The sequence below is a fragment of the Pseudoxanthomonas sp. PXM02 genome (assembly GCF_014851805.1).
In the GTDB taxonomy this organism is placed as follows: domain Bacteria; phylum Pseudomonadota; class Gammaproteobacteria; order Xanthomonadales; family Xanthomonadaceae; genus Pseudoxanthomonas_A.
Genome location: NZ_JACVAK010000003.1, coordinates 583,523 through 602,037, shown reverse-complemented (window position 1 = coordinate 602,037; position 18,515 = coordinate 583,523). Strand labels below are relative to the sequence as shown.

Sequence of the window (18,515 nt, the reverse complement as noted above, 5' to 3'; positions counted from 1 at the left end):
ATAGAGCTGTTTCACGCGCGCGCTATGGTTTCTTAACAGCGCGCGTGCAACGCTTTGCCCATTCCTCAGCCTGCCAGGAAGGGTGGTTGCAATGAGCACAGAGAAGAAGGCCGATTTCTCGGATGTCAGCGCCAAGGTGACGTCGACCGAGCAAGTCGTCGAGAAAGCGGATTTCTCGGATGTCACCGCACGCGTCGACAGCACCGAAGAGATCGTCGGCGAGCAGAGCTACACCATCGAGAAGGGTGACACGCTCTCCAAGATCGCGAAGACGCACTACGGCAGCGCCAATGCTTGGAAGCAGATCTTCGAAGCCAACCGGGACGTTATCGACGATCCCGACCGCATCTTTCCGGGTCAGGTCATCAAGTTGCCGCCGAAGCCCGCTGAAGCCTGATCGCTACCCACTTCATTACAAGGACCGGACCCATGAAGCAGAACCGCATCTCTTATGCCCTGGCCGCAGCACTCGTGGGCACCGTCGCGCTCGTCGGCTGCAAGAAGAAGGAAGAGCCCGTCGCGACGCCGCCCCCGGCCGCTGTCGAACCCGCCCCCGCGCCTGTTGAGCCCGTACCGGCACCGGCACCCGTCAGCGCCACTGGCGTCACCGTGGGCAATACGGTCGCAGCAGACAAGTCCGTGGCAGCCGTTGGCATGTTTGGCGTCAAGGACAAGATCATCGTGTCGGTGAAGACCGATGCAACCACGCCTGCAGATGCAACTGTCGAAGCCAAGCTGACTTTCCAGGACGGTCAGGAAGCCGGCAAGCAGTCTGCGACGATCAAGGCCGAAGACGCCGGCACCACCAATATCGAGTTCACCAAGGCGACCGACTGGCCCGCCGGCAAGTACAAGGTCGACGTGACCTTGAACGGCCAGCCGGTTGGCATCACGCAGGAAATCGAAGTCAAGTAATCCCGCAGTATCAGGTCTCTCTCCCACGTGTGTGGGGCAAGCTCGGGCGTGGAGTAATCCACGCCCGCTTTTTTTGCGCGGCGTCCACCGCCTGACCGTTCCCGTCGCAACGACCCTGCGCGCCGGGCCGTGTCCCGGGACACCGCATTCGGTAGCGCCGGCATCCATACCCCCACGTTTTGCCCTGCGTGCGATGGCGCGCGACAATGGCGCGCTGAATTCCCCATCGCCCCTTGTCGAGAGTCCTGATCCCCATGTCGGATACGCCCCGCATCATCTACACCCTCACCGATGAAGCCCCGTTCCTCGCCACCCAGTCGCTGCTGCCGATCGTCGAAGCGTTCACCGCGCCGGCCGGCATCGCCGTCGAAACCCGCGACATCTCGCTGGCGGGTCGCCTCCTGTCGCAGTTCCCGGAATACCTGAGCGACGCGCAGAAGATCAGCGACGACCTGGCCGAGCTGGGCCAGCTGGCCACGCAGCCGGAAGCCAACATCATCAAGCTGCCGAACATCAGTGCCTCGGTGCCGCAGCTGAAGGCCGCCATCAAGGAACTGCAGGCGCAGGGCTACCCGCTGCCGGACTATCCGGACGAGCCGAAGGACGAGAAGGAAAAGGACGCCAAGGCGCGCTACGACAAGGTCAAGGGCAGCGCGGTGAACCCGGTGCTGCGCGAAGGCAACTCCGACCGTCGTGCGCCGCTGTCGGTCAAGAATTACGCCCGCAAGCACCCGCACCGCATGGGCGCGTGGAGCACGGACTCGAAGTCGCACGTCGCGCACATGGCCGCCGGTGATTTCTTTGGCAGCGAGCAGTCCGCCACGCTGGCCGCCGACGGCACGCTGAAGATCGAATTGGTCGCCGCCGACGGCACGGTCACCGTGCTGAAGGACAAGGTGAAGGTGAAGGCCGGCGAGATCGTCGACGCCGCCTCGATGAGCCGCAAGGCGCTGGCCGCGTTCGTCGCCGCCGAGATCGCCGACGCCAAGGCCAAGGGCGTGCTGTTCTCGCTGCACCTGAAGGCCACGATGATGAAGGTCTCCGACCCCATCATGTTCGGCGTGGTGGTCAACGAGTTCTACAAGACCGCGCTGGCCAAGCATGCGGCCGTGCTGGAGCAGATCGGCTTCGACGCCAACAACGGCATCGGCGACCTTTACAGCCGCCTGGGCGCGCTGCCGGCCGACCAGCAGGACGCCATCAAGGCTGACCTGCAGGCCGTGTATGCCGACAGCGCCGCGGTGGCGATGGTGAACTCCGACAAGGGCATCACCAACCTGCACGTGCCGAGCGACGTGATCGTCGACGCCTCGATGCCGGCGATGATCCGCGACTCCGGCAAGATGTGGAACGCCGAAAGCAAGCTGCAGGACACCAAGGCGGTGATCCCGGACCGCTGCTACGCCGGCATCTACCAGGCCGTGATCGATGACTGCCGTGCGAACGGCGCGTTCGATCCGGCCACGATGGGCAGCGTGCCCAACGTCGGCCTGATGGCGCAGAAGGCCGAGGAATACGGCAGCCACGACAAGACCTTCCAGATTCCGACCGACGGCACCGTGCGCGTCAGCGACGACGCCGGCAAGGTCGTGTTCGAGAGCAAGGTGGAAGCGGGTGACATCTGGCGCATGTGCCAGACCAAGGACGCGCCGATCCAGGACTGGGTGAAGCTGGCCGTCGGCCGCGCGCGCCTGAGCAAGACGCCGGCGATCTTCTGGCTGGACAAGGCCCGCGCGCACGACGCGCAGGTGATCGCCAAGGTCGAGCAGTACCTGAAGGACTACACCATCGACACGCTGGACATCCGCATCCTGCCGCCGGTCGAGGCCATGAAGGTCTCGCTGGAGCGCACCCGCAAGGGCGAGGACACCATCTCGGTGACCGGCAACGTGCTGCGCGACTACCTGACCGACCTGTTCCCGATCATGGAACTCGGCACCAGCGCCAAGATGCTGTCGATCGTGCCGCTGATGGCCGGTGGCGGCCTGTTCGAGACCGGCGCCGGCGGCTCCGCGCCGAAGCACGTGCAGCAGTTCCTGGAAGAGGATTACCTGCGCTGGGATTCGCTGGGCGAATTCCTCGCGCTGGCTGCCTCGCTGGAACACCTGGGCCAGCGCTACCTCAACACGCCGGCCAAGGTGCTGGCCAACGCGCTGGACGTGGCCAACGGTCGCATCCTCGACGAGAACCGCTCGCCGGCGCGCAAGGTCGGTGAACTCGACAATCGCGGCAGCCACTTCTACCTGGCCCTGTACTGGGCGCAGGCGCTGGCCGCGCAGGACGAGAACGCCGAACTGAAGGCGAAGTTCGCGCCGCTGGCGAAGGCGCTGGCCGACAACGAGGCGACCATCATCGGCGAATTGAACGGCGCGCAGGGCAAGGCGCTCGATATCGGCGGCTACTACCATCCCGACATCGCGAAGACGTCGGCAGCGATGCGCCCGAGCAAGACGTTCAACGACGCGCTCGCCGCGCTGTAAACCGCAACGCGATGCCTCCATGGCATCGCTGTACGGTTTTCCCTGTCAGGAAAAACCCGCGCTTCGGCGCGGGTTTTTCTTTGCGCGCGCGCCGCACATCAGGTTCATGCAGATACGTGGCGTGCAACGCGCGGTTCTGTGGTTCTCCGCACGAATCCTCCGCAGCGGTTTGCATACCGTACGTCGCACACCACGTCCACGCAGCGGCAGTGCTTTCTTTCAAGGGGGAAGAGCATGGCCATGATCCTCGCGGCCGACCCGGACCATAGGGAACGGCCCGCACCGTCATCACTGCCCGCCACATCCGGCGACGCGTTGCCTGCCGTCACGGGCAGCAAGCCGTTGACACGACGGCTGCGCCAGCACCTGTGGCAGAAGACCGGCTGCGCCCTGTTGTCGTTGGATGGGCAGCCCCGGCTGCTGCTGGATTTCGCGCATGACCACGGCGTACCACTGTCGGCGAACATCGCCGCGTCGCCGATGTCATTGGCGCGCGTGCTGGGCGAAGGCTTCGGACGCATCGTGATGCAGGAGCTGCCCGCCGAACGCTTCGAGGCACTCGCACGACACCAGTTCCACCAGCCCCTGCGACCGATCCTGTGGCAGATCGCACAACACGGCGGCGACTGGGACGACCTGGACCGCCGGTTGCTGCTGCATGCGCGCATCCGCCTGCTGCGATGGCCGGATTTCCGCCTGCTGGCACACCAGCACGACGGCTTCCGCCTGTGTTCGCTGCTGCTCAAGCGCGCATGCTCGGTGGACGAGTGCAGGCAGTTGCTCGATCTCGATGGCGACACCGTGCAGGTGTTCGTGCGCTCGGCCTACCTATGCGGCTACGCGATGGTGGAAACCCCCGAAGGCACCGGAACGCACGTCGCTACGCCCGCGCGCAGCACCGCGCCCGCGGGATCGCTGCTGGCGCGCATGTGGCGCAACCTGCGGGGCACGGCGTCGTGAGTCCGCGCGAGCACAAGATCGTGGTGCTGGGCGCGATGGGCGCCGGCAAGTCCACGCTGGTGCGCGCGCTGGCCGGTGACCACGTGGTCGATACCGACGTCGCCAACACCGACAGCACGTCCGACAAGCTCTCGACCACCGTGGCGATGGACTACGCCGACATCGATCTGCCCAACGGCGATCGCCTGCGGCTGTACGGCGCGCCGGGCCAGGCCCGTTTCGACTTCATCTGGCCGGTACTGCTGCAGGGCGCCAGCGGCGTGCTGGTGCTGGCCGACGCCAGCACGTCGTCCGTCGTGGATGACCTGGACCGCTATCTGCTGGCGCTACGCGAGCATGCGCCCGACGTTCCGGCCGCGATCGGACTGTCGAAGCTCGACCTCGCCCCGCAAGTCGACATCGACGCACTGGCGGCGCGCGCCGGCGACCTGCTGCGACCGCTGCCGGTGGTGCCGTTCGATCCCCGCTCCGACATCGCGGTCATGCTGCTGATGGACGTGCTGATGTCAGAGATCGAAGCCATCGAGCTGGTGGGTGCGCATGGCTGACGGACAGCGTCATCGCGGGCTCGGCGAGCAGCAGCGCGCCAACGTGGAGCGCCGCCTGCGCGAGTTCTCCGATGCGGTCGACGGCGTTCGCACGGCGGTCGTGGCCAGCGTCGACGGCTTCGCGCTGGCGCAGTCCAATCCGGCGTCGGCCAATGGCGAACGCCTGGCCGCGATGACCAGCGCAATGCTGGCGCTGGCCGCCGCGATCGGCCGTGAACTCTCGCTCGGCCAGCTCGGCGTGCTGATGCTCGAATCCGAACACGGCAAGGTGCTGATGCTGTCGTTGCGCACGGAGCACGAGCCGTTCCTGCTGATGGCCGCCTGCGATCACCGCAGCGTGATCGGCAACGTGTTGTGGAGTGCGAAGGAATGCGGCCGGAGTGTCCTGGCCGAACTCGACGGGTCCTGAGCCGGCCCGCATCGAGGCATGCATGGCTCTTACCGATAACCACAGGGGTGCAACATGGCGGGACTTGGCGATTCGTTGAACGAACTGATGACCATCGACGGCGCGCAGGCGGTCGCCCTGGTGGACTACGAGAGCGGCATGCTGCTCGGTGAAGCCGGCAGCGGCATGGACATGGAAGTCGCCGCGGCGGGCAACACGGAAGTGATCCGCGCCAAGATGAAGACCGCCAGCGCACTGAAGCTCAACGACACCATCGAGGACATCCTGATCTCGCTGGGCAAGGCGTACCACATCATGCGCCCGGTGGCGGCCAAGCCGGGCCTGTTCTTCTACGTGGTGCTCGACCGCAACAAGTCGAACCTGGCACTCGCGCGCCGCAAGGTGCTCGACGTGGAAAGCCAGCTGACGATCTGAACCCTAGAACGCCGGGCGGCACGTGCCGCCCGGTGGCGACGCATTGCGACGCAGCCCCGGCCGCGCCATGCTGGGCGCGCCACGCCATGACGGATCCGGACATCCTGCTGTTCTCCTACGGCACGCTGCAGCTGGAAAGCGTGCAGCTGTCCTCGTTCGGTCGCCGCCTGGAGGGCGAACCCGATGCGATGACCGGCTACGCGCGCACGATGGTGGAGATCACCGATCCCGATGTGCTTGCCGCCAGCGGCGAACGCTTCCATCCCATCGTCAGTCCCAGCGACGATCCCTCAGACGAGGTCGCCGGCACCGTATTCCACGTCACCGCCGATGAACTCGCGGCGGCGGACCGCTACGAAGTCGCCGACTACACGCGCGTGCAGGTGCGCCTGAAGTCCGGACGCGATGCCTGGGTGTACGTGAAGGCCTGAGCCAAGCACGGCAATCGGTGTGGGAGCGACGTCAGTCGCGATGAACTGCCGCGGCGGCCATTTCGCGACTGACGTCGCTCCCACAACCAAATGGACCGCTGCCTCAGCGGAACAGCGACAACGACGTCATCGCACGCAGGCGGCGCGCGCTCAGGCGTTCGAGTGCCAGGCGGTGCCGCACTTTGCCCGCCACGTCGTGTCGATGATGCGGGCGCTCGGTGGACGCGGCACCCGTCGTGTCGTCATGGACCAGATGGCCATGCAGGAACAGCATGCCCTGGCTCATGCCACCCAGTTGCTGCCACCACTGCTTCTTGCTTTCGGCTTGCATGGGACTGCTCCGTGGCGCCGGTGTCCGGCTTGAACGAGTACCAAGGTAGGCGCATCATCGGCACCGAAAAAGCGAAAGCTCCGCAACCCAGCCTTGAGGTGGATTCAAGATGAGCCGGCTGCCGCTGGACCAGGTGGACGCCTTCGTCACGGCCGCCCGCCTGCGCAACCTGACGCGTGCGGCGGAAGCCATGCACCTGACCGTCAGCGCACTGAGCCATCGCATGCGGCTGCTCGAGCAACGGCTGGGCCACAAGCTGCTGGCGCGCGGTCCGCGCGGCGTGGAACTGACGCCGGATGGCCAACGCCTGTTCGATGCGATCTCCGGGCCGCTCGACACCATCGACCACGCCCTGCGGCGCGCCACGCTGCGCAACGACCACACGGTGACGCTCAGCCTCATTCCGTCGATGGCGACGGCGTGGCTGGTTCCGCGGCTGCCCGCGTTCCTCGCCGCGCATCCCGAGCTGGGCCTCAACCTGCAGTCGAGCACGCACGTGGTCGATTTCGAGCGCGAACCGGTGGACTTGGCACTGCGCCTCGGCGGCGGTCGCTGGCCGAACGTGCACGCCGAGTTCCTGTTCCACGAATGGATCACGCCGGTGGCCAGCCCCGCGCTGGTCAAGAAGCACGGCAAACCGGCACCCGACCAGATGGCGAAGCTGCCGCTGCTCGGCGATCCGGCGAACCGCTGGAAGGACTGGTTCGAGCATTTCGGCGGGCAGGCACCGGCGCGCTACGTGGCCCAGTTCGACGACACCGAGACGCTGCACCAGGCCGCGGCGCAGGGCGTCGGCGTGGCGCTGGCGCGCTGGACGCTGGCCGAGCCGCTGGTGAAGGCCGGCCGCCTGGTGACGCTGACGAAGAAACGCCTGCAGGCGGACTTCGCGCATTATCTGGTGTATCCGGAGCGCAGCCTGTCGCATCCCGGCTTCCGCAAGGTCCGTGGCTGGTTGCTGGAACAGGCCGGCATCGCGGTGGAGCGATGACTCCAGCGCGCCACCGCTAACATCGCCCCATGGTCCATCCCGATGCCATCGCCCGGCTGATCCACGACGCCTTCGCGGACTACCACGCGCGCTTCGCGGAGATCACGCGACGCGCCAAGACCCGGTTCGAAACGATGGACTGGGCCGGCGCGCGCGCCGATGCCGTGGAGCGCATCGAGCTGTACGACCAGTGCATCGCCGAATGCGCCCTGCGCCTGCAGTCTTCCCTGCTCGGTCGCGCGCACGATCGCGAACCGTGGATCGCGGCCCGTGCCGCCTTCGACCAGATGATCGCCGGGCAGATCGACCGCGAGCTGTACAAGACGTTCTACAACACGCTCAGCCGGCGGTTCTTCCGGACCCGTGGCGTGGACCCCGCGCTGGAGTTCGTGGCGCTGGACGTGGAACCGACCGACGCCATCACCCACCCGGTCGCGCGGCACAGCTATGCGGTCTCCGAGCAGCGGCCCACCGATACTTTCGCCCGCGTACTGGCCGACTATGGCTTCGGCGTGCCCTACGCGCACCGCACGCGCTGCGCCGCCGCCATCGCGGTGCGCCTGCAGGACGACCTGGCGCATTGGGGTGCGAACCCGGTGCGCGGCATCGAGTTGCTGGACACCGTGTTCTACCGCGAACGTCGCGCCTACCTGGTGGGTCGCGTGTTCGGCGAACATCGTTTCTCGCCCTGCGTCATCGCGCTGGTCAATGACGGCGGCCAATTGAAGGCCGAAGCCGTACTGACCCATCGCGGCGACGTGGCGCACCTGTTCGGCACCTCGCGCAGCTACTTCCACGCCGACCTGACCACGGTCGGCGATGCGGTGGTGTTCCTGCGTTCGCTGCTGCCCGGCAAGCCGATCGACGAGATCTACACCGTGCTGGGCCGCGCCAAGCAAGGCAAGACCGAGCGCTATCGCACCTTCTTCCACCACTTCCATGCGCATCCGGACGAACGGCTGGTGCATGCCGAAGGCACGCCTGGCATGGTGATGGCGGTGTTCACCCTGCCCAGCTACCCGCTGGTGTTCAAGGTGATCCGCGACCGCTTCGCCTATCCGAAGGCGATGAGCCGGCAGGACGTGGAAGACAAGTACGACCTGGTGTTCCATCTGGATCGCGTCGGCCGGCTGCTGGACACGCAGGCGTTCCGATTCCTGCGCTTTCCGCGTGCGCGCTTCGCTCCCGAACTGCTGGACGAACTGCGCACGAGTTGCGGCCAGAGCCTCAGCGAGGACGGCGACGACCTGGTCATCCATCTCTGCTACGTGCAGCGCCGCCTGCGGCCGTTGAACCTGTACCTGCGCGAGCAGAAGGCCGACGCCGCCCGCGCGGCCGCGCTCGACTACGGCCAGGCGATCAAGGATATGGCGCGCAACAACATCTTCCCCGGCGATATGCTGCTGAAGAACTTCGGTGTGTCGCGCCATGGCCGCGTGGTGTTCTACGACTACGACGAGCTGCGCCTGGTCGCCGACTGCCGCTTCCGCGACTGGCCGCAACCGGCCACGTACGAGGAACAGATGGCGGATGGGCCGTGGTTCCATGTGGACGCCGGCGACGTGTTTCCCGAGCGCTTCCCGCAGTTCCTCGGCTTGCCCGACCTGCAGGCGAAAGCCTTGAAGGCGGCACATGGCGACCTGTTCCGGCCGGCGTGGTGGCGCGACCTTCAGTCGCATCTCGCCGCCGGCGATTACCCGGATACTGCGCCTTATCCGGATACGTTGAAGCTGGCCTAGGGGTGTTTGGGCATCTGGATGCCCACCGTGGTGACGCCGAGGAACGACTCGAGCGTATGCACCCAGACCACACTTTTTCGGGCCGCCGGAATGCCGCCACGTCTTCCCACGCATTGCGCCATCCGGATCACCCGGCCCGTATCCACATGAACATCTGCTGCCAGGTGCGTGCACCCCTCGCCCCGGGAGCGTCCCCGGCGGGAGATCCCGTTGTTGTAGTGCGCATCGACCACGACCACGACCACGACAGCCTTGCGCACCTGCGGATCGGCGAGAACGGGAGACAACAAGGCGAAGCCCGCATACGCAAGCATGAAGTACCCGAATGCGCCGACCAATGGCACGAACAGCCAGACGGGAATGGCAAGCGACCGGGAGAAGTAGGACGTCTTCTTCCGCGCCACCGCACGCCGGTGCCGCAGGTAAAGGTAAGCAGTGACGGATATCGACAGCACGGCGGCGAGGACCTGCGCGGCCAGCGAAGGATGGAACGTCGTGGCGATGAGCATCGCAAAGCGGAACAGGATCAGTATGGCGACAACCAGCGCCATGACCGCCAGCAACTTCCCTATCGCGCGCATCGTCGTCCTTTCTCGATCCCAGGTCAGTCCTGAGAGGTATCCTAGCGCCGCATGAGCACCTACCGCCTCAACTCGATCTTCCGGCCGCGTGCGGTGGCGGTCGTCGGCAGCCAGTCGCGTCCGCGTTCGGTGGGTCGTGCGGTGGTGGAGAACCTGCTCGCCGGTGGCTTCGAGGGCCAGATCGGGCTGGTGAACAAGCACCCGACGCCGATGGATGGCGTGGCCACCGTGCGCCATCTGCGCGATCTGCCGTGGACGCCGGATCTGGTGGTGATCGCGACGCCCGCTGCGACCGTGCCGCAACTCGCGGCCGAGGCGGCGGAGAAAGGTGCTGGCGCTGTAGTGGTGCTGACCGCAGCGATGGGCAGCGGACCCGGATCACCCGCAGCACAGCTTGAAGCGCTGACGCGCGAGAAAGGCCTGCGCGTGTTGGGGCCAAACTGCCTGGGCGTGATCGCGCCGCACGCGCGCCTCAATGCCAGCCTCGCCAGCCGTTTCCCGAAAGCCGGCGACCTCGCGTTGATTTCGCAGTCGGGCGCCATTTCCGGCGGCTTGGTCGAGTGGAGCATGAGCCAGCCGGTCGGCTTCTCCGCCGTGGTATCGCTGGGCGATGCGCTGGATGTCGACTTCGCCGACCTGCTGGACTATTTCGCCACCGACCACCGCACGCGCGCGATCCTGCTGTACGTGGAAGCGATCCGTGACGCGCGCAAGTTCATGTCGGCCGCGCGTGCGGCAGCACGTACCAAGCCGGTCGTCGTGGTGAAGTCCGGACACAGTGGTCGCGCGCAGGTCACACCGGCTGGCAGTACCCACACGCAGAACCTGGCGCGACCCAACGCGGTGTACGGCGCTGCATTCCGTCGCGCCGGCTTGTTGCGCGTGCGTTCGCTGCACGAACTCTTCGCTGCCGCACGCACGCTCGGCCAGGTACGGCCGTTCAACGGCCGCCGCCTGGCGATCCTCACCAACGGTGGCGGTGTTGGCGCGCTGTCCGTCGATCATCTCTACGAACAGGGCGGCACGCTGGCGACGCTGTCGGATGCCACGCGTGATGCGCTCGACAAGATCCTGCCGGTAGGCTGGTCGCGCACGAATCCGGTCGACCTGCTCACCGACATCGATGCGGAGCGCTACGCCGCCACCATCGAGGCGCTGCTGGCCGACCCGGAGAACGACGCGCTACTGGCGGTCAACGTACCAACCGTGCTGTCGTCGTCGTCGGAAGCCGCGCATGCCGTGACGCGCGTGCTCTCGCAGCGACCGGCGCACAGCGCACGCAAGCCGGTCTTCACCGTCTGGCTGGGCAACGATCCGCAGGCCGAAGCCGTGCTCGATGCCGCGCAGATCCCGCGTTATCCGAACGAGTCCGACGCGGTCGCCGGCTTCATGCACCTGGTCCGCCATCGCGAGGTGCAGGCCGCGCTGATGGAGACGCCGCCCAGCCTGCCGGAGGATTTCAGTCCGGACGTCGCCACCGCGCGCGCGCTGGTCGATGCCGCGCTCGACGCCGGCCAGACGTGGCTGGATCCGCTCGCCACCACACAGCTGCTGGCGGCGTACGGCATCCCGATGGCGCCGGTGTGGCGCGCGGAAGATGCCGACGATGCCGCGCGCATCGCCGCACCGTTGCTGGCCGAAGGCGCGACGGTGGCGGTGAAGATCCTGTCGCCCGATATTCCGCACAAGTCGGATGTCGATGGGGTTCGCCTCAACCTGCCCAACGCCAACGCCGTACGCGAAGCCGCCGCCGGCATCCTGCAGCGCGCACGAGAGCGGCGGCCGGAAGCCCGCATCGAAGGCGTGCTGGTACAACCGACGCTGCTGCGCCCGAAGGCGCGCGAACTGATCGCAGGCATCGCCGACGATCCGGTGTTCGGCCCGGTCATTGCGTTCGGCCGTGGTGGCACGGCAGTCGAGGTCATCAACGACCAGGCCGTCGCGCTTCCACCGCTGGACCTGCGCCTGGCACACGAACTGATCGCACGTACGCGGGTGTCGCGGGTCTTGAAGGCATATCGCGACGTCCCCGCGGCCGACGAGCGCGCCGTCGCGCTGGTGCTGGTGAAGCTGGCGCAGCTGGCCGCCGATATCCCCGAGATCCAGCAGCTCGACATCAACCCGCTGCTGGCCGATCGCGACGGCGTGGTGGCGGTGGACGCCCGCATCGCAGTCGCGCGTGGACGTGCGCTGCACAAGGGCCGCGGCCATCCGCGCTTCGCGATCTTCCCGTATCCCACGGAGTGGGAGCGCACCATCCCGCTCGCCGACGGCCAGCCCGCGCTGGTGCGGCCGGTACGACCGGAAGACGATGCGATGTTCCGCGAGTTCTTCACCCACATCACCGACGAAGACCTGCGCCTGCGCTTCTTCCAGTCGGTGCGCCACTTCAGTCACGAGTTCATCGCCCGGCTGACCCAGCTCGACTACGCGCGCTCTATCGCGCTGGTCGCCGTGCATCCGGACACGCACGAGATGCTGGGCGCGGTGCGCCTGCATGCGGATGCGAACTACGAGAAGGGCGAGTACGGCATCCTCGTGCGCTCGGATCTCAAGGGCCATGGCATCGGCTGGAAACTGATGCAGATCATGATCGAATATGCGCAGTGGCAAGGCCTGAAAGTCATCGAAGGCCAGGTGCTGCGCGAGAACCGCACCATGCTGGCGATGTGCGAAAGCCTCGGCTTCGCGGTGAAGCTGGATCCGGATGATCCCACGCTGATGAATGTCAGCCTGCCGGTGCCGCCGGCAACATGACACGACGCGCCATCCTCGTCACCGCCACGCTGGCATCGCTGGCGCTGATCGGCGGCGTCCTCGTGTGGCAGCGTGCACGCCCCGCGCCTGCATCCGTCGCTGCTCCTGTCTCCGTCGCACGCATTCCCGCCACGGCCACGCTGCTGGAAACGTCGCACTATCGTGTCCACAGTACCGCCACGCCGGCACAGACACGGCAGGTCACGGATGCGGTCGAAAGCCTGCACACCGCGTACATGACCCTGTTCGCGGACCAGGTGCGGCCCTCTTCCCGGCCACTCACGCTGGTGCTGTATGCCGATCGCGAGGAGTTTCAGCGCAACAACCGCAGCCGTCCGTGGGCCGAGGCGTACTACCTGCGACCGGCGTGCTACGCGTACTACGGCGGCGATGGAAAGGAGAATCCGCACCACTGGATGCTGCACGAGGCCGTGCACCAGTTGAACACTGAAGTCGCGGGTTGGCGCTTGCCTGCGTGGGCCAATGAAGGCGTCGCCAGCTACCTGGGCGCAAGCTGGCTGGAGGACGGTGTGCTGACGCCGGGTCGCAGCGATCCCGACACGTACCCGATCTGGTGGCTCTCGCGCATGGAGCTGACGGGCAGTCTGCAGGCGGACGTCGCGGCTGTCCGCTTCATTCCGTTACGCGCCCTGCTGGAGGGGCAGGGGCCGGACATCAACCAGCACGTCAATCTCTACTACCTGCACTACTGGGGCCTGACGCACTTCCTGTTCCATTACGAGAACGGCAGGTATGCCGCGGCTTACAAGCAGCTGCTCGCGCGCGGCGCGTCGACAGCCGACTTCGAGCGCCTGATCGGTCCCGTCGAGGAGATCGAGAAAGCCTGGTACACGTACCTGCTGGACGCCATCGCGACGATGCAGAAGTACGAAGCCGAGAACGGTATCGAGCGCTGAGTAGCGACCTTCAGAGCTTCACCACCACCTTGCCGAAATTCTCCCCGCGCAGCAGGCCGATCAACGCACGCGGCGCGTTCTCCAGCCCTTCGACCAGGTCCTCGCGGTAACGGATCTTCCCTTCCGCGAGCCAGCCGCCCATCTCCCGCAGGAACTGCGGGTACAGCGCGATGAAGTCGTGCTGGATGAAGCCGCGCACCGTCAGGTGGCGGGTCAGGATCTGGCTCATCAACCACGGCATCCGGTCGGGCCCGGACGGCAGCGCCTTGTCGTTGTAGTGCGCGACCAGGCCACAGACCGGAATGCGGGCGAAGTCGTTGAGCAACGGCACGACCGCATCGAACACGGCGCCACCGACGTTCTCGAAATAGACGTCGATGCCGTCCGGACATGCCGCACGCAGCTGCGCGGCGAAATCCGGCGCACGATGGTCCAGTGCCACATCGAAGCCCAGTTCGTCCTGCAGGTAGGCGCGCTTCCGCTCGCCGCCTGCGATGCCGACGGTGCGGGCGCCCTGCAGCTTCGCGATCTGGCCGACCGTCGCGCCCACCGGTCCACTGGCCGCGGCCACCACGACGGTTTCACCGGCCTTGGGCTTGCCGATCTCGTGCAGGCCTACATAGGCCGTGAAACCCGGCATCCCGTAGACGCCCAGCGCCGTCGTCAGCGGTGCGATGCTGGCGTCGAGCTTGCGCTTCAGCGTCCTGCCGTCGGCGATGGCATGCGTCTGCCAGCCGCCGTGCGCCAACACGATGTCGCCGACCTGAAGGTCGGGATGCCGCGAATCGATCACTTCCGACACCGTGCCACCGTCCATCACTTCGCCAATCTCCACCGGCTTGGCGTACGAACGTCCGGCGTTCATGCGACCGCGCATGTACGGGTCCAGCGACAGATAGCGGTTGCGCAACAGGACCTGGCCATCGGCAGGCGCTGGCATCGGCGCCTGTTCGATGCGGAAGTCGTCGGCCACCGGTTCGCCCTGCGGGCGCGCGGCGAGCACGATGCGGGTGGTGTGGTCTGCGTCGTGGCTGCCCATGCGTTGTCTCCGATATCGTCGATCTCTGCAGTCTAGCCACCGCAGTTGCGGATGCGGTGAAGCGTGCCGGACCCGCGGCGACTGCCATGCCGGCTGAACATGCCGCGTGCTAGGCTCCGCGCACCTTTCTGGAGGGCTGACGCATGACTCGCATTTCGCTTTCTCTGGCCGTCGTGGCCGCACTCGCCGCCGCGCAACCGGCGTTCGCCGCATCGCCTGCCAAGCCCGCACCCGCCGCGCAGACCCTGCCCGCCGCCGATGCCGCGGCGCTCGACACTGCGCTGAAGGGCGAATGGCGCGATCCGAAGAATGCGGCGCGCGACATCTACCGCCACCCGAAGGAGACGTTGTCGTTCTTCGGCGTGAAGCCGACGCAGACCGTGGTCGAAATCACGCCGGGCGGTGGCTGGTACTCCGAAATCCTCGCGCCGTACCTGAAAGCCGGCGGCACCTATGTCGCCGCCGTGGTCGACCCGGCCAGCGTGGCCGAGAAGAGCCGCAACTACTACCAGCGCGGCGTTGACGGGCTGCAGAAGAAGTTCACCGATGGCCCCGCGCAGTACGACAAGGCGACCACGGTGAAATACGATCCGTCGGCACCGGTGTTCGGTGCGCCCGGATCGGCCGATGTGGTGCTGACCTTCCGCAACGTGCACAACTGGCGCAAGGCCAGCCAGGCCGAAGGCATGTTCAAGGGCTTCTTCGCCGTGCTGAAGCCGGGCGGCGTGCTGGGCGTGGTGGAACACCGTGCCAACCAGGATGTCGCGGCCGACGATGACACCGGCTACGTCAGCGAGGCACAGGTGATCGCGCTGGCCGAGGCCGCTGGCTTCCAGCTGGAGGCGAAGAGCCAGGTCAACGCGAATCCGAAGGACACCAAGGACTACGCGAACGGCGTATGGACGCTGCCGCCGTCCAACAACCATCCGGAAGCCGAGCGTGCGAAGTACCAGGCGATCGGCGAGAGCGACCGCATGACGCTGCGGTTCGTGAAGCCACACCACTGATCATGTCGTTGCGATGACGCCACACTCCACCGGGGTGTGGCGTTGCCGTTCCCCGAGCTTCCATGCTGATCGCGTTCAACAAGCCCTTCAACGTGCTCTGCCAGTTCACCGACCGCAGCGAGCCGCCGCGGCGGACGCTGGCGGAGTTCGGTCTGCCGCCGAACGTGTATGCGGCGGGCCGGCTGGATTACGACAGCGAGGGTCTACTGCTGCTGACCGACGATGGCACGCTGGCGAACCGGTTGACCGATCCGCGCCACAAGCAGCCGAAGACGTACTGGGTGATGGTGGAAGGCACGCCGTCGGATGAGCAGCTCGATGCGCTGCGTCGTGGCGTGGCGTTGAACGACGGGCCGACGCGGCCCGCACAGATAGAGCGCCTGGACCCTGCACCGGCGCTATGGCCACGCGATCCGCCGGTGCGATTCCGCAAGACCGTGCCGGATGCATGGTTGTCGGTGACGATTACCGAAGGCCGCAATCGTCAGGTACGACGCATGACCGCGGCCGTCGGCCTGCCGACGCTGCGGCTGGTGCGTGCCGCCCTGGGCGGGACGCAGCTGGGTGACCTGGCACCCGGGGCGTGGCGCGCGCTCTGATGCGGCGCGCGCACGATTGAAGCAGATCAGCTTTCCGTGGAACGGGCGGTGCTGCGCGGCTTGCGCGGCGTGCCGGTCTTGCGCGCGGTGGACGCCTTGCCGTTGACCTTGCGGGCTTCGACGCGACGCGACTTGCCTTCGATCGGACCGTTCGCCGCGTCGCGCTTGCGCTTGCGGTAGGCCACCAGCGCCAACAGGCCGACACCGATGCCCGTGGCGACCGCGACGGCGGGATTGCGCCGGACGAAGTTCACCGCGAGCTTGCCACCGGTCTTGGCGACACCCAGCGCGGCGCCGGTCTGCAACAACTTGTCTGCGCTTGGAACCGCATGCTTGATGCTGCTGCCCGCTTGGCTTGCCAGTTCCAGCGCGCGGTCGGTGATGGTGGTCAGCTTGCTCATGGGGGGTCTTCCCTGAAAGATGGGTAGGAGTCCAGTGTCCGGCCGGGGATGTTTACGTGGTGTTAGTTCGATGGCCTGGCGCTGGCCGATGGCTGAACGGGACGCGACGAACCACTACGTGCCGCGAGGTTTCGCTCGATGGGTCGCCTGTGCCGACCAGGGGTCGTCCGGCCAAGGATGCTTCGGGTACCGCCCCTTCATCTCCTTCTTTACCTCGGCGTAGGTCGAGTTCCAGAAGTTGCGCAGGTCCGAGGTGACCTGCAGCGGCTTGCCACCGGGCGACAGCAGATGCAGCAGCACCGGCACGCGGCCATCGGCGACGCGCGGGGTGTCGGCCAGGCCGAACAGCTCCTGCAGCTTCACTGCCAGCACCGGCGGCTGCCCGTGCGCGTACTCGATGCGGCGCTCCATGCCCGAGGGCACGGTGATGCGGGTCGGTGCCAGCTGGTCGATGCGCTGGCGCAGCGACCAGTCCATGCCGGACTTCAGGGCGTTCGCCAGATCGTCTTCGCCCAATGCCTCCAGCCGGGTCTTGCCGGCAAACGCAGGCTTCAGCCAGCCGTCGAGCGTCGCCATCAGCGCCTCGTCCGACAGATCCGGCAGACCGAGGTCCGGCATCCAGTCGCGCAGGCAGCGCACGCGTTCACGCCACTGCTGCAGCGACTCGGGCCACGACAAGGCGTCCAGTCCGAGGTCGCGTACGGCATCGGTCAACGCGGCGGCGGCGAGCGCGGGATCGACACGGCCGGCGGGGCGCGCGTCGAACACGATCTGGTCGAAGCGCGACTCGCGTTGCGCCACCAGTGCGCGGCGTGCCGCATCCCAGCGCACCGTGTCCTCGGTGACGAAGCGGTCGGCGAAGTCGCGGCGCAGGCGCTGTTCGTCCACGGGCGCACCGCGCTGCACCAGCGCATCGCGCGCCTCGTGGCGCAACTCGCTGACGACGATCCAGGGTTCGCCGAACAGCGCGCTGTCGTCGAACAGCTTCGCGCTGCGTCCGTTCGCCAGCAGGTAACGGCGCGCGTCCTGCGAATGCTGGAAGCCGATGCGGTCGGGAAACGCATGCATCAGTACGTCGCCAAGGCGATGCGCCTCGACCGACGCCGGCGGCATCGCGTTCTCACGGACACGGCGGCGCCACTGCTTTGATGCCGCGTCGATGGCGGCCAGTCCGGAGCGGTTGGCTTCGCCCGGCGCGCGTCCCGTGCGGAAGGCCGCCAGCCCGCGCCAGCGTGCCGCGAGCGCATCGCCGCCCATGCGCAGCGGATCGCGTGCCTCGACCAGCGCCGCGAGATCGCAAGCCAGCGCGCGGTCCTCGCCCTCGCCCGCCGACAGCAACATCGCCGCCAGTCGCGGATGCGTGCCCAGCGCCAGCATCCGCTTGCCCAGCGGCGTGATGGCATTCGATTTCGTCAATGCGCCGAGCCGGCGCAGCAGGTCGCGCGCAGCGTTCATCGCGCCCGATGGCGGTGCGTCGACGAAGCGCAGCGCGTCGCTGCCCCAGGCGGCCAGCTCCAGCGCCAGCGCGCCGAGTTCGACCAGCGCGATCTCCGGCCGCCGCTGCGGATCGAGCCGCTGCGACTGCGGCCACAGCCGGTAGGCCCAACCGTCGGCGACACGGCCCGCGCGACCGGCACGCTGGTCGGCGGAGGCTTGCGAGATGTTCGTCACTTCCAGCCGCGAGAAGCCGCTGTTCGGATCGTACGAAGGTTCGCGCGCGAGGCCGCTGTCGATCACCACGCGCACGCCGGGCAACGTCACCGACGATTCGGCCACGTTGGTCGCCAGCACCACGCGACGGCGGCCCTGCGGATCGGGCTGCAACGCCTCGGACTGCTTTTCGACCGGCAGTTCGCCGTGCAGCGCCAGCACCACGAAACTTTCCTTCCCTTCTCCCCTCGGGAGAAGGTGCCCGGAGAGCCTGCCCCGGACGTGATCCGGGGGCGGATGAGGGGCGAGCGCAGACGTGTTGCCGGAACCATCGCGTCCTTCGTCGCCC

At 67.1% G+C, this 18,515-nt stretch carries 18 protein-coding genes and 1 pseudogene; 14 read left to right on the top strand and 5 right to left on the bottom strand.

All coding sequences use genetic code 11. The annotated features are described in order from the left end of the window. The first annotated feature begins 91 nt into the window (after positions 1 to 91). The 8 genes from IB225_RS16850 to IB225_RS16820 all read left to right on the top strand — a co-directional run bounded on the left by IB225_RS16850 (position 92) and on the right by IB225_RS16820 (position 6,157). On the top strand, positions 92 to 397 hold the full coding sequence (locus tag IB225_RS16850; RefSeq protein ID WP_192312690.1) for a LysM peptidoglycan-binding domain-containing protein: 306 nt from the start codon (positions 92 to 94) through the stop codon (positions 395 to 397). 32 nt (positions 398 to 429) lie between these two features. Then, positions 430 to 915, top strand: a complete 486-nt coding sequence (locus IB225_RS16845) for a hypothetical protein (protein ID WP_192312687.1) — start codon at positions 430 to 432, stop codon at positions 913 to 915. A 254-nt stretch (positions 916 to 1,169) separates the two neighbouring features. Next, the gene (locus IB225_RS16840; protein WP_192312684.1) at positions 1,170 to 3,395 is read left to right on the top strand and encodes an NADP-dependent isocitrate dehydrogenase; all 2,226 of its coding nucleotides are present in this window, start codon (positions 1,170 to 1,172) and stop codon (positions 3,393 to 3,395) included. Positions 3,396 to 3,629: 234 nt separating this feature from the next. Continuing rightward, on the top strand, positions 3,630 to 4,355 hold the full coding sequence (locus IB225_RS20425) for a hypothetical protein (RefSeq protein WP_225583925.1): 726 nt from the start codon (positions 3,630 to 3,632) through the stop codon (positions 4,353 to 4,355). Continuing rightward, positions 4,352 to 4,903 carry an ATP/GTP-binding protein gene (locus IB225_RS16835; RefSeq protein ID WP_345776636.1) on the top strand — a complete coding sequence of 184 codons (552 nt, stop codon included), beginning with the start codon at positions 4,352 to 4,354 and terminating at the stop codon, positions 4,901 to 4,903. The genes IB225_RS20425 and IB225_RS16835 overlap by 4 nt, the downstream gene beginning before the upstream one ends. Then, positions 4,896 to 5,312 (top strand): roadblock/LC7 domain-containing protein, encoded by a 417-nt coding sequence (locus IB225_RS16830; protein ID WP_192312677.1) that lies wholly within the window; start codon positions 4,896 to 4,898, stop codon positions 5,310 to 5,312. The genes IB225_RS16835 and IB225_RS16830 overlap by 8 nt, the downstream gene beginning before the upstream one ends. A 54-nt stretch (positions 5,313 to 5,366) precedes the next feature. Next, positions 5,367 to 5,726, top strand: a complete 360-nt coding sequence (locus IB225_RS16825; RefSeq protein WP_192312665.1) for a hypothetical protein — start codon at positions 5,367 to 5,369, stop codon at positions 5,724 to 5,726. Positions 5,727 to 5,812: 86 nt separating this feature from the next. After that, positions 5,813 to 6,157: a gamma-glutamylcyclotransferase family protein gene (locus IB225_RS16820; protein ID WP_192312662.1), complete on the top strand. Its 345-nt coding sequence runs from the start codon at positions 5,813 to 5,815 to the stop codon at positions 6,155 to 6,157. Positions 6,158 to 6,260: 103 nt separating this feature from the next. Here IB225_RS16820 and IB225_RS16815 read toward each other — a convergent pair whose 3' ends face one another. Beyond that, the gene (locus tag IB225_RS16815) at positions 6,261 to 6,488 is read right to left on the bottom strand and encodes a hypothetical protein (protein ID WP_192312660.1); all 228 of its coding nucleotides are present in this window, start codon (positions 6,486 to 6,488) and stop codon (positions 6,261 to 6,263) included. 109 nt (positions 6,489 to 6,597) lie between these two features. Between IB225_RS16815 and IB225_RS16810 the strand changes: the two genes are divergently transcribed. Beyond that, positions 6,598 to 7,476 carry a LysR substrate-binding domain-containing protein gene (locus IB225_RS16810; RefSeq protein WP_192312658.1) on the top strand — a complete coding sequence of 293 codons (879 nt, stop codon included), beginning with the start codon at positions 6,598 to 6,600 and terminating at the stop codon, positions 7,474 to 7,476. Between the two features lie 29 nt (positions 7,477 to 7,505). Further along, a complete protein-coding gene (gene aceK, locus IB225_RS16805; RefSeq protein ID WP_192312656.1) occupies positions 7,506 to 9,215 on the top strand; it encodes a bifunctional isocitrate dehydrogenase kinase/phosphatase in 1,710 nt (569 codons plus the stop codon). On the opposite strand, the gene IB225_RS16800 is transcribed toward aceK, so the two are convergent. Next, entirely contained in the window at positions 9,212 to 9,766 is a 555-nt protein-coding gene (locus IB225_RS16800) for a hypothetical protein (RefSeq protein WP_192312654.1), read from the bottom strand. The two genes, aceK and IB225_RS16800, sit on opposite strands and share 4 nt — an antisense overlap. Positions 9,767 to 9,847: 81 nt before the next feature. Between IB225_RS16800 and IB225_RS16795 the strand changes: the two genes are divergently transcribed. Both IB225_RS16795 and IB225_RS16790 read left to right on the top strand, forming a co-directional pair. Further along, positions 9,848 to 12,553: a bifunctional acetate--CoA ligase family protein/GNAT family N-acetyltransferase gene (locus IB225_RS16795; RefSeq protein WP_192312652.1), complete on the top strand. Its 2,706-nt coding sequence runs from the start codon at positions 9,848 to 9,850 to the stop codon at positions 12,551 to 12,553. Further along, positions 12,550 to 13,470 carry a hypothetical protein gene (locus IB225_RS16790; RefSeq protein WP_192312650.1) on the top strand — a complete coding sequence of 307 codons (921 nt, stop codon included), beginning with the start codon at positions 12,550 to 12,552 and terminating at the stop codon, positions 13,468 to 13,470. Before IB225_RS16795 ends, IB225_RS16790 begins: the two co-directional genes overlap by 4 nt. 10 nt (positions 13,471 to 13,480) lie before the next feature. Here IB225_RS16790 and IB225_RS16785 read toward each other — a convergent pair whose 3' ends face one another. After that, on the bottom strand, positions 13,481 to 14,509 hold the full coding sequence (locus tag IB225_RS16785) for an NADP-dependent oxidoreductase (RefSeq protein ID WP_192312648.1): 1,029 nt from the start codon (positions 14,507 to 14,509) through the stop codon (positions 13,481 to 13,483). 143 nt (positions 14,510 to 14,652) lie between these two features. Between IB225_RS16785 and IB225_RS16780 the strand changes: the two genes are divergently transcribed. Continuing rightward, positions 14,653 to 15,516: a class I SAM-dependent methyltransferase gene (locus IB225_RS16780; protein WP_192312645.1), complete on the top strand. Its 864-nt coding sequence runs from the start codon at positions 14,653 to 14,655 to the stop codon at positions 15,514 to 15,516. Between the two features lie 62 nt (positions 15,517 to 15,578). Then, complete coding sequence (locus tag IB225_RS16775; RefSeq protein ID WP_192312642.1) at positions 15,579 to 16,115, top strand: pseudouridine synthase; 537 nt, start codon at positions 15,579 to 15,581, stop codon at positions 16,113 to 16,115. A 26-nt stretch (positions 16,116 to 16,141) separates the two neighbouring features. On the opposite strand, the gene IB225_RS16770 is transcribed toward IB225_RS16775, so the two are convergent. Both IB225_RS16770 and hrpB read right to left on the bottom strand, forming a co-directional pair. Then, on the bottom strand, positions 16,142 to 16,516 hold the full coding sequence (locus tag IB225_RS16770) for a hypothetical protein (RefSeq protein ID WP_225583923.1): 375 nt from the start codon (positions 16,514 to 16,516) through the stop codon (positions 16,142 to 16,144). A gap of 114 nt (positions 16,517 to 16,630) precedes the next feature. Next, positions 16,631 to 18,388 (bottom strand): annotated as a pseudogene (gene hrpB, locus IB225_RS16765) (ATP-dependent helicase HrpB); the annotation flags it as partial. Positions 18,389 to 18,515: the final 127 nt, after the last annotated feature.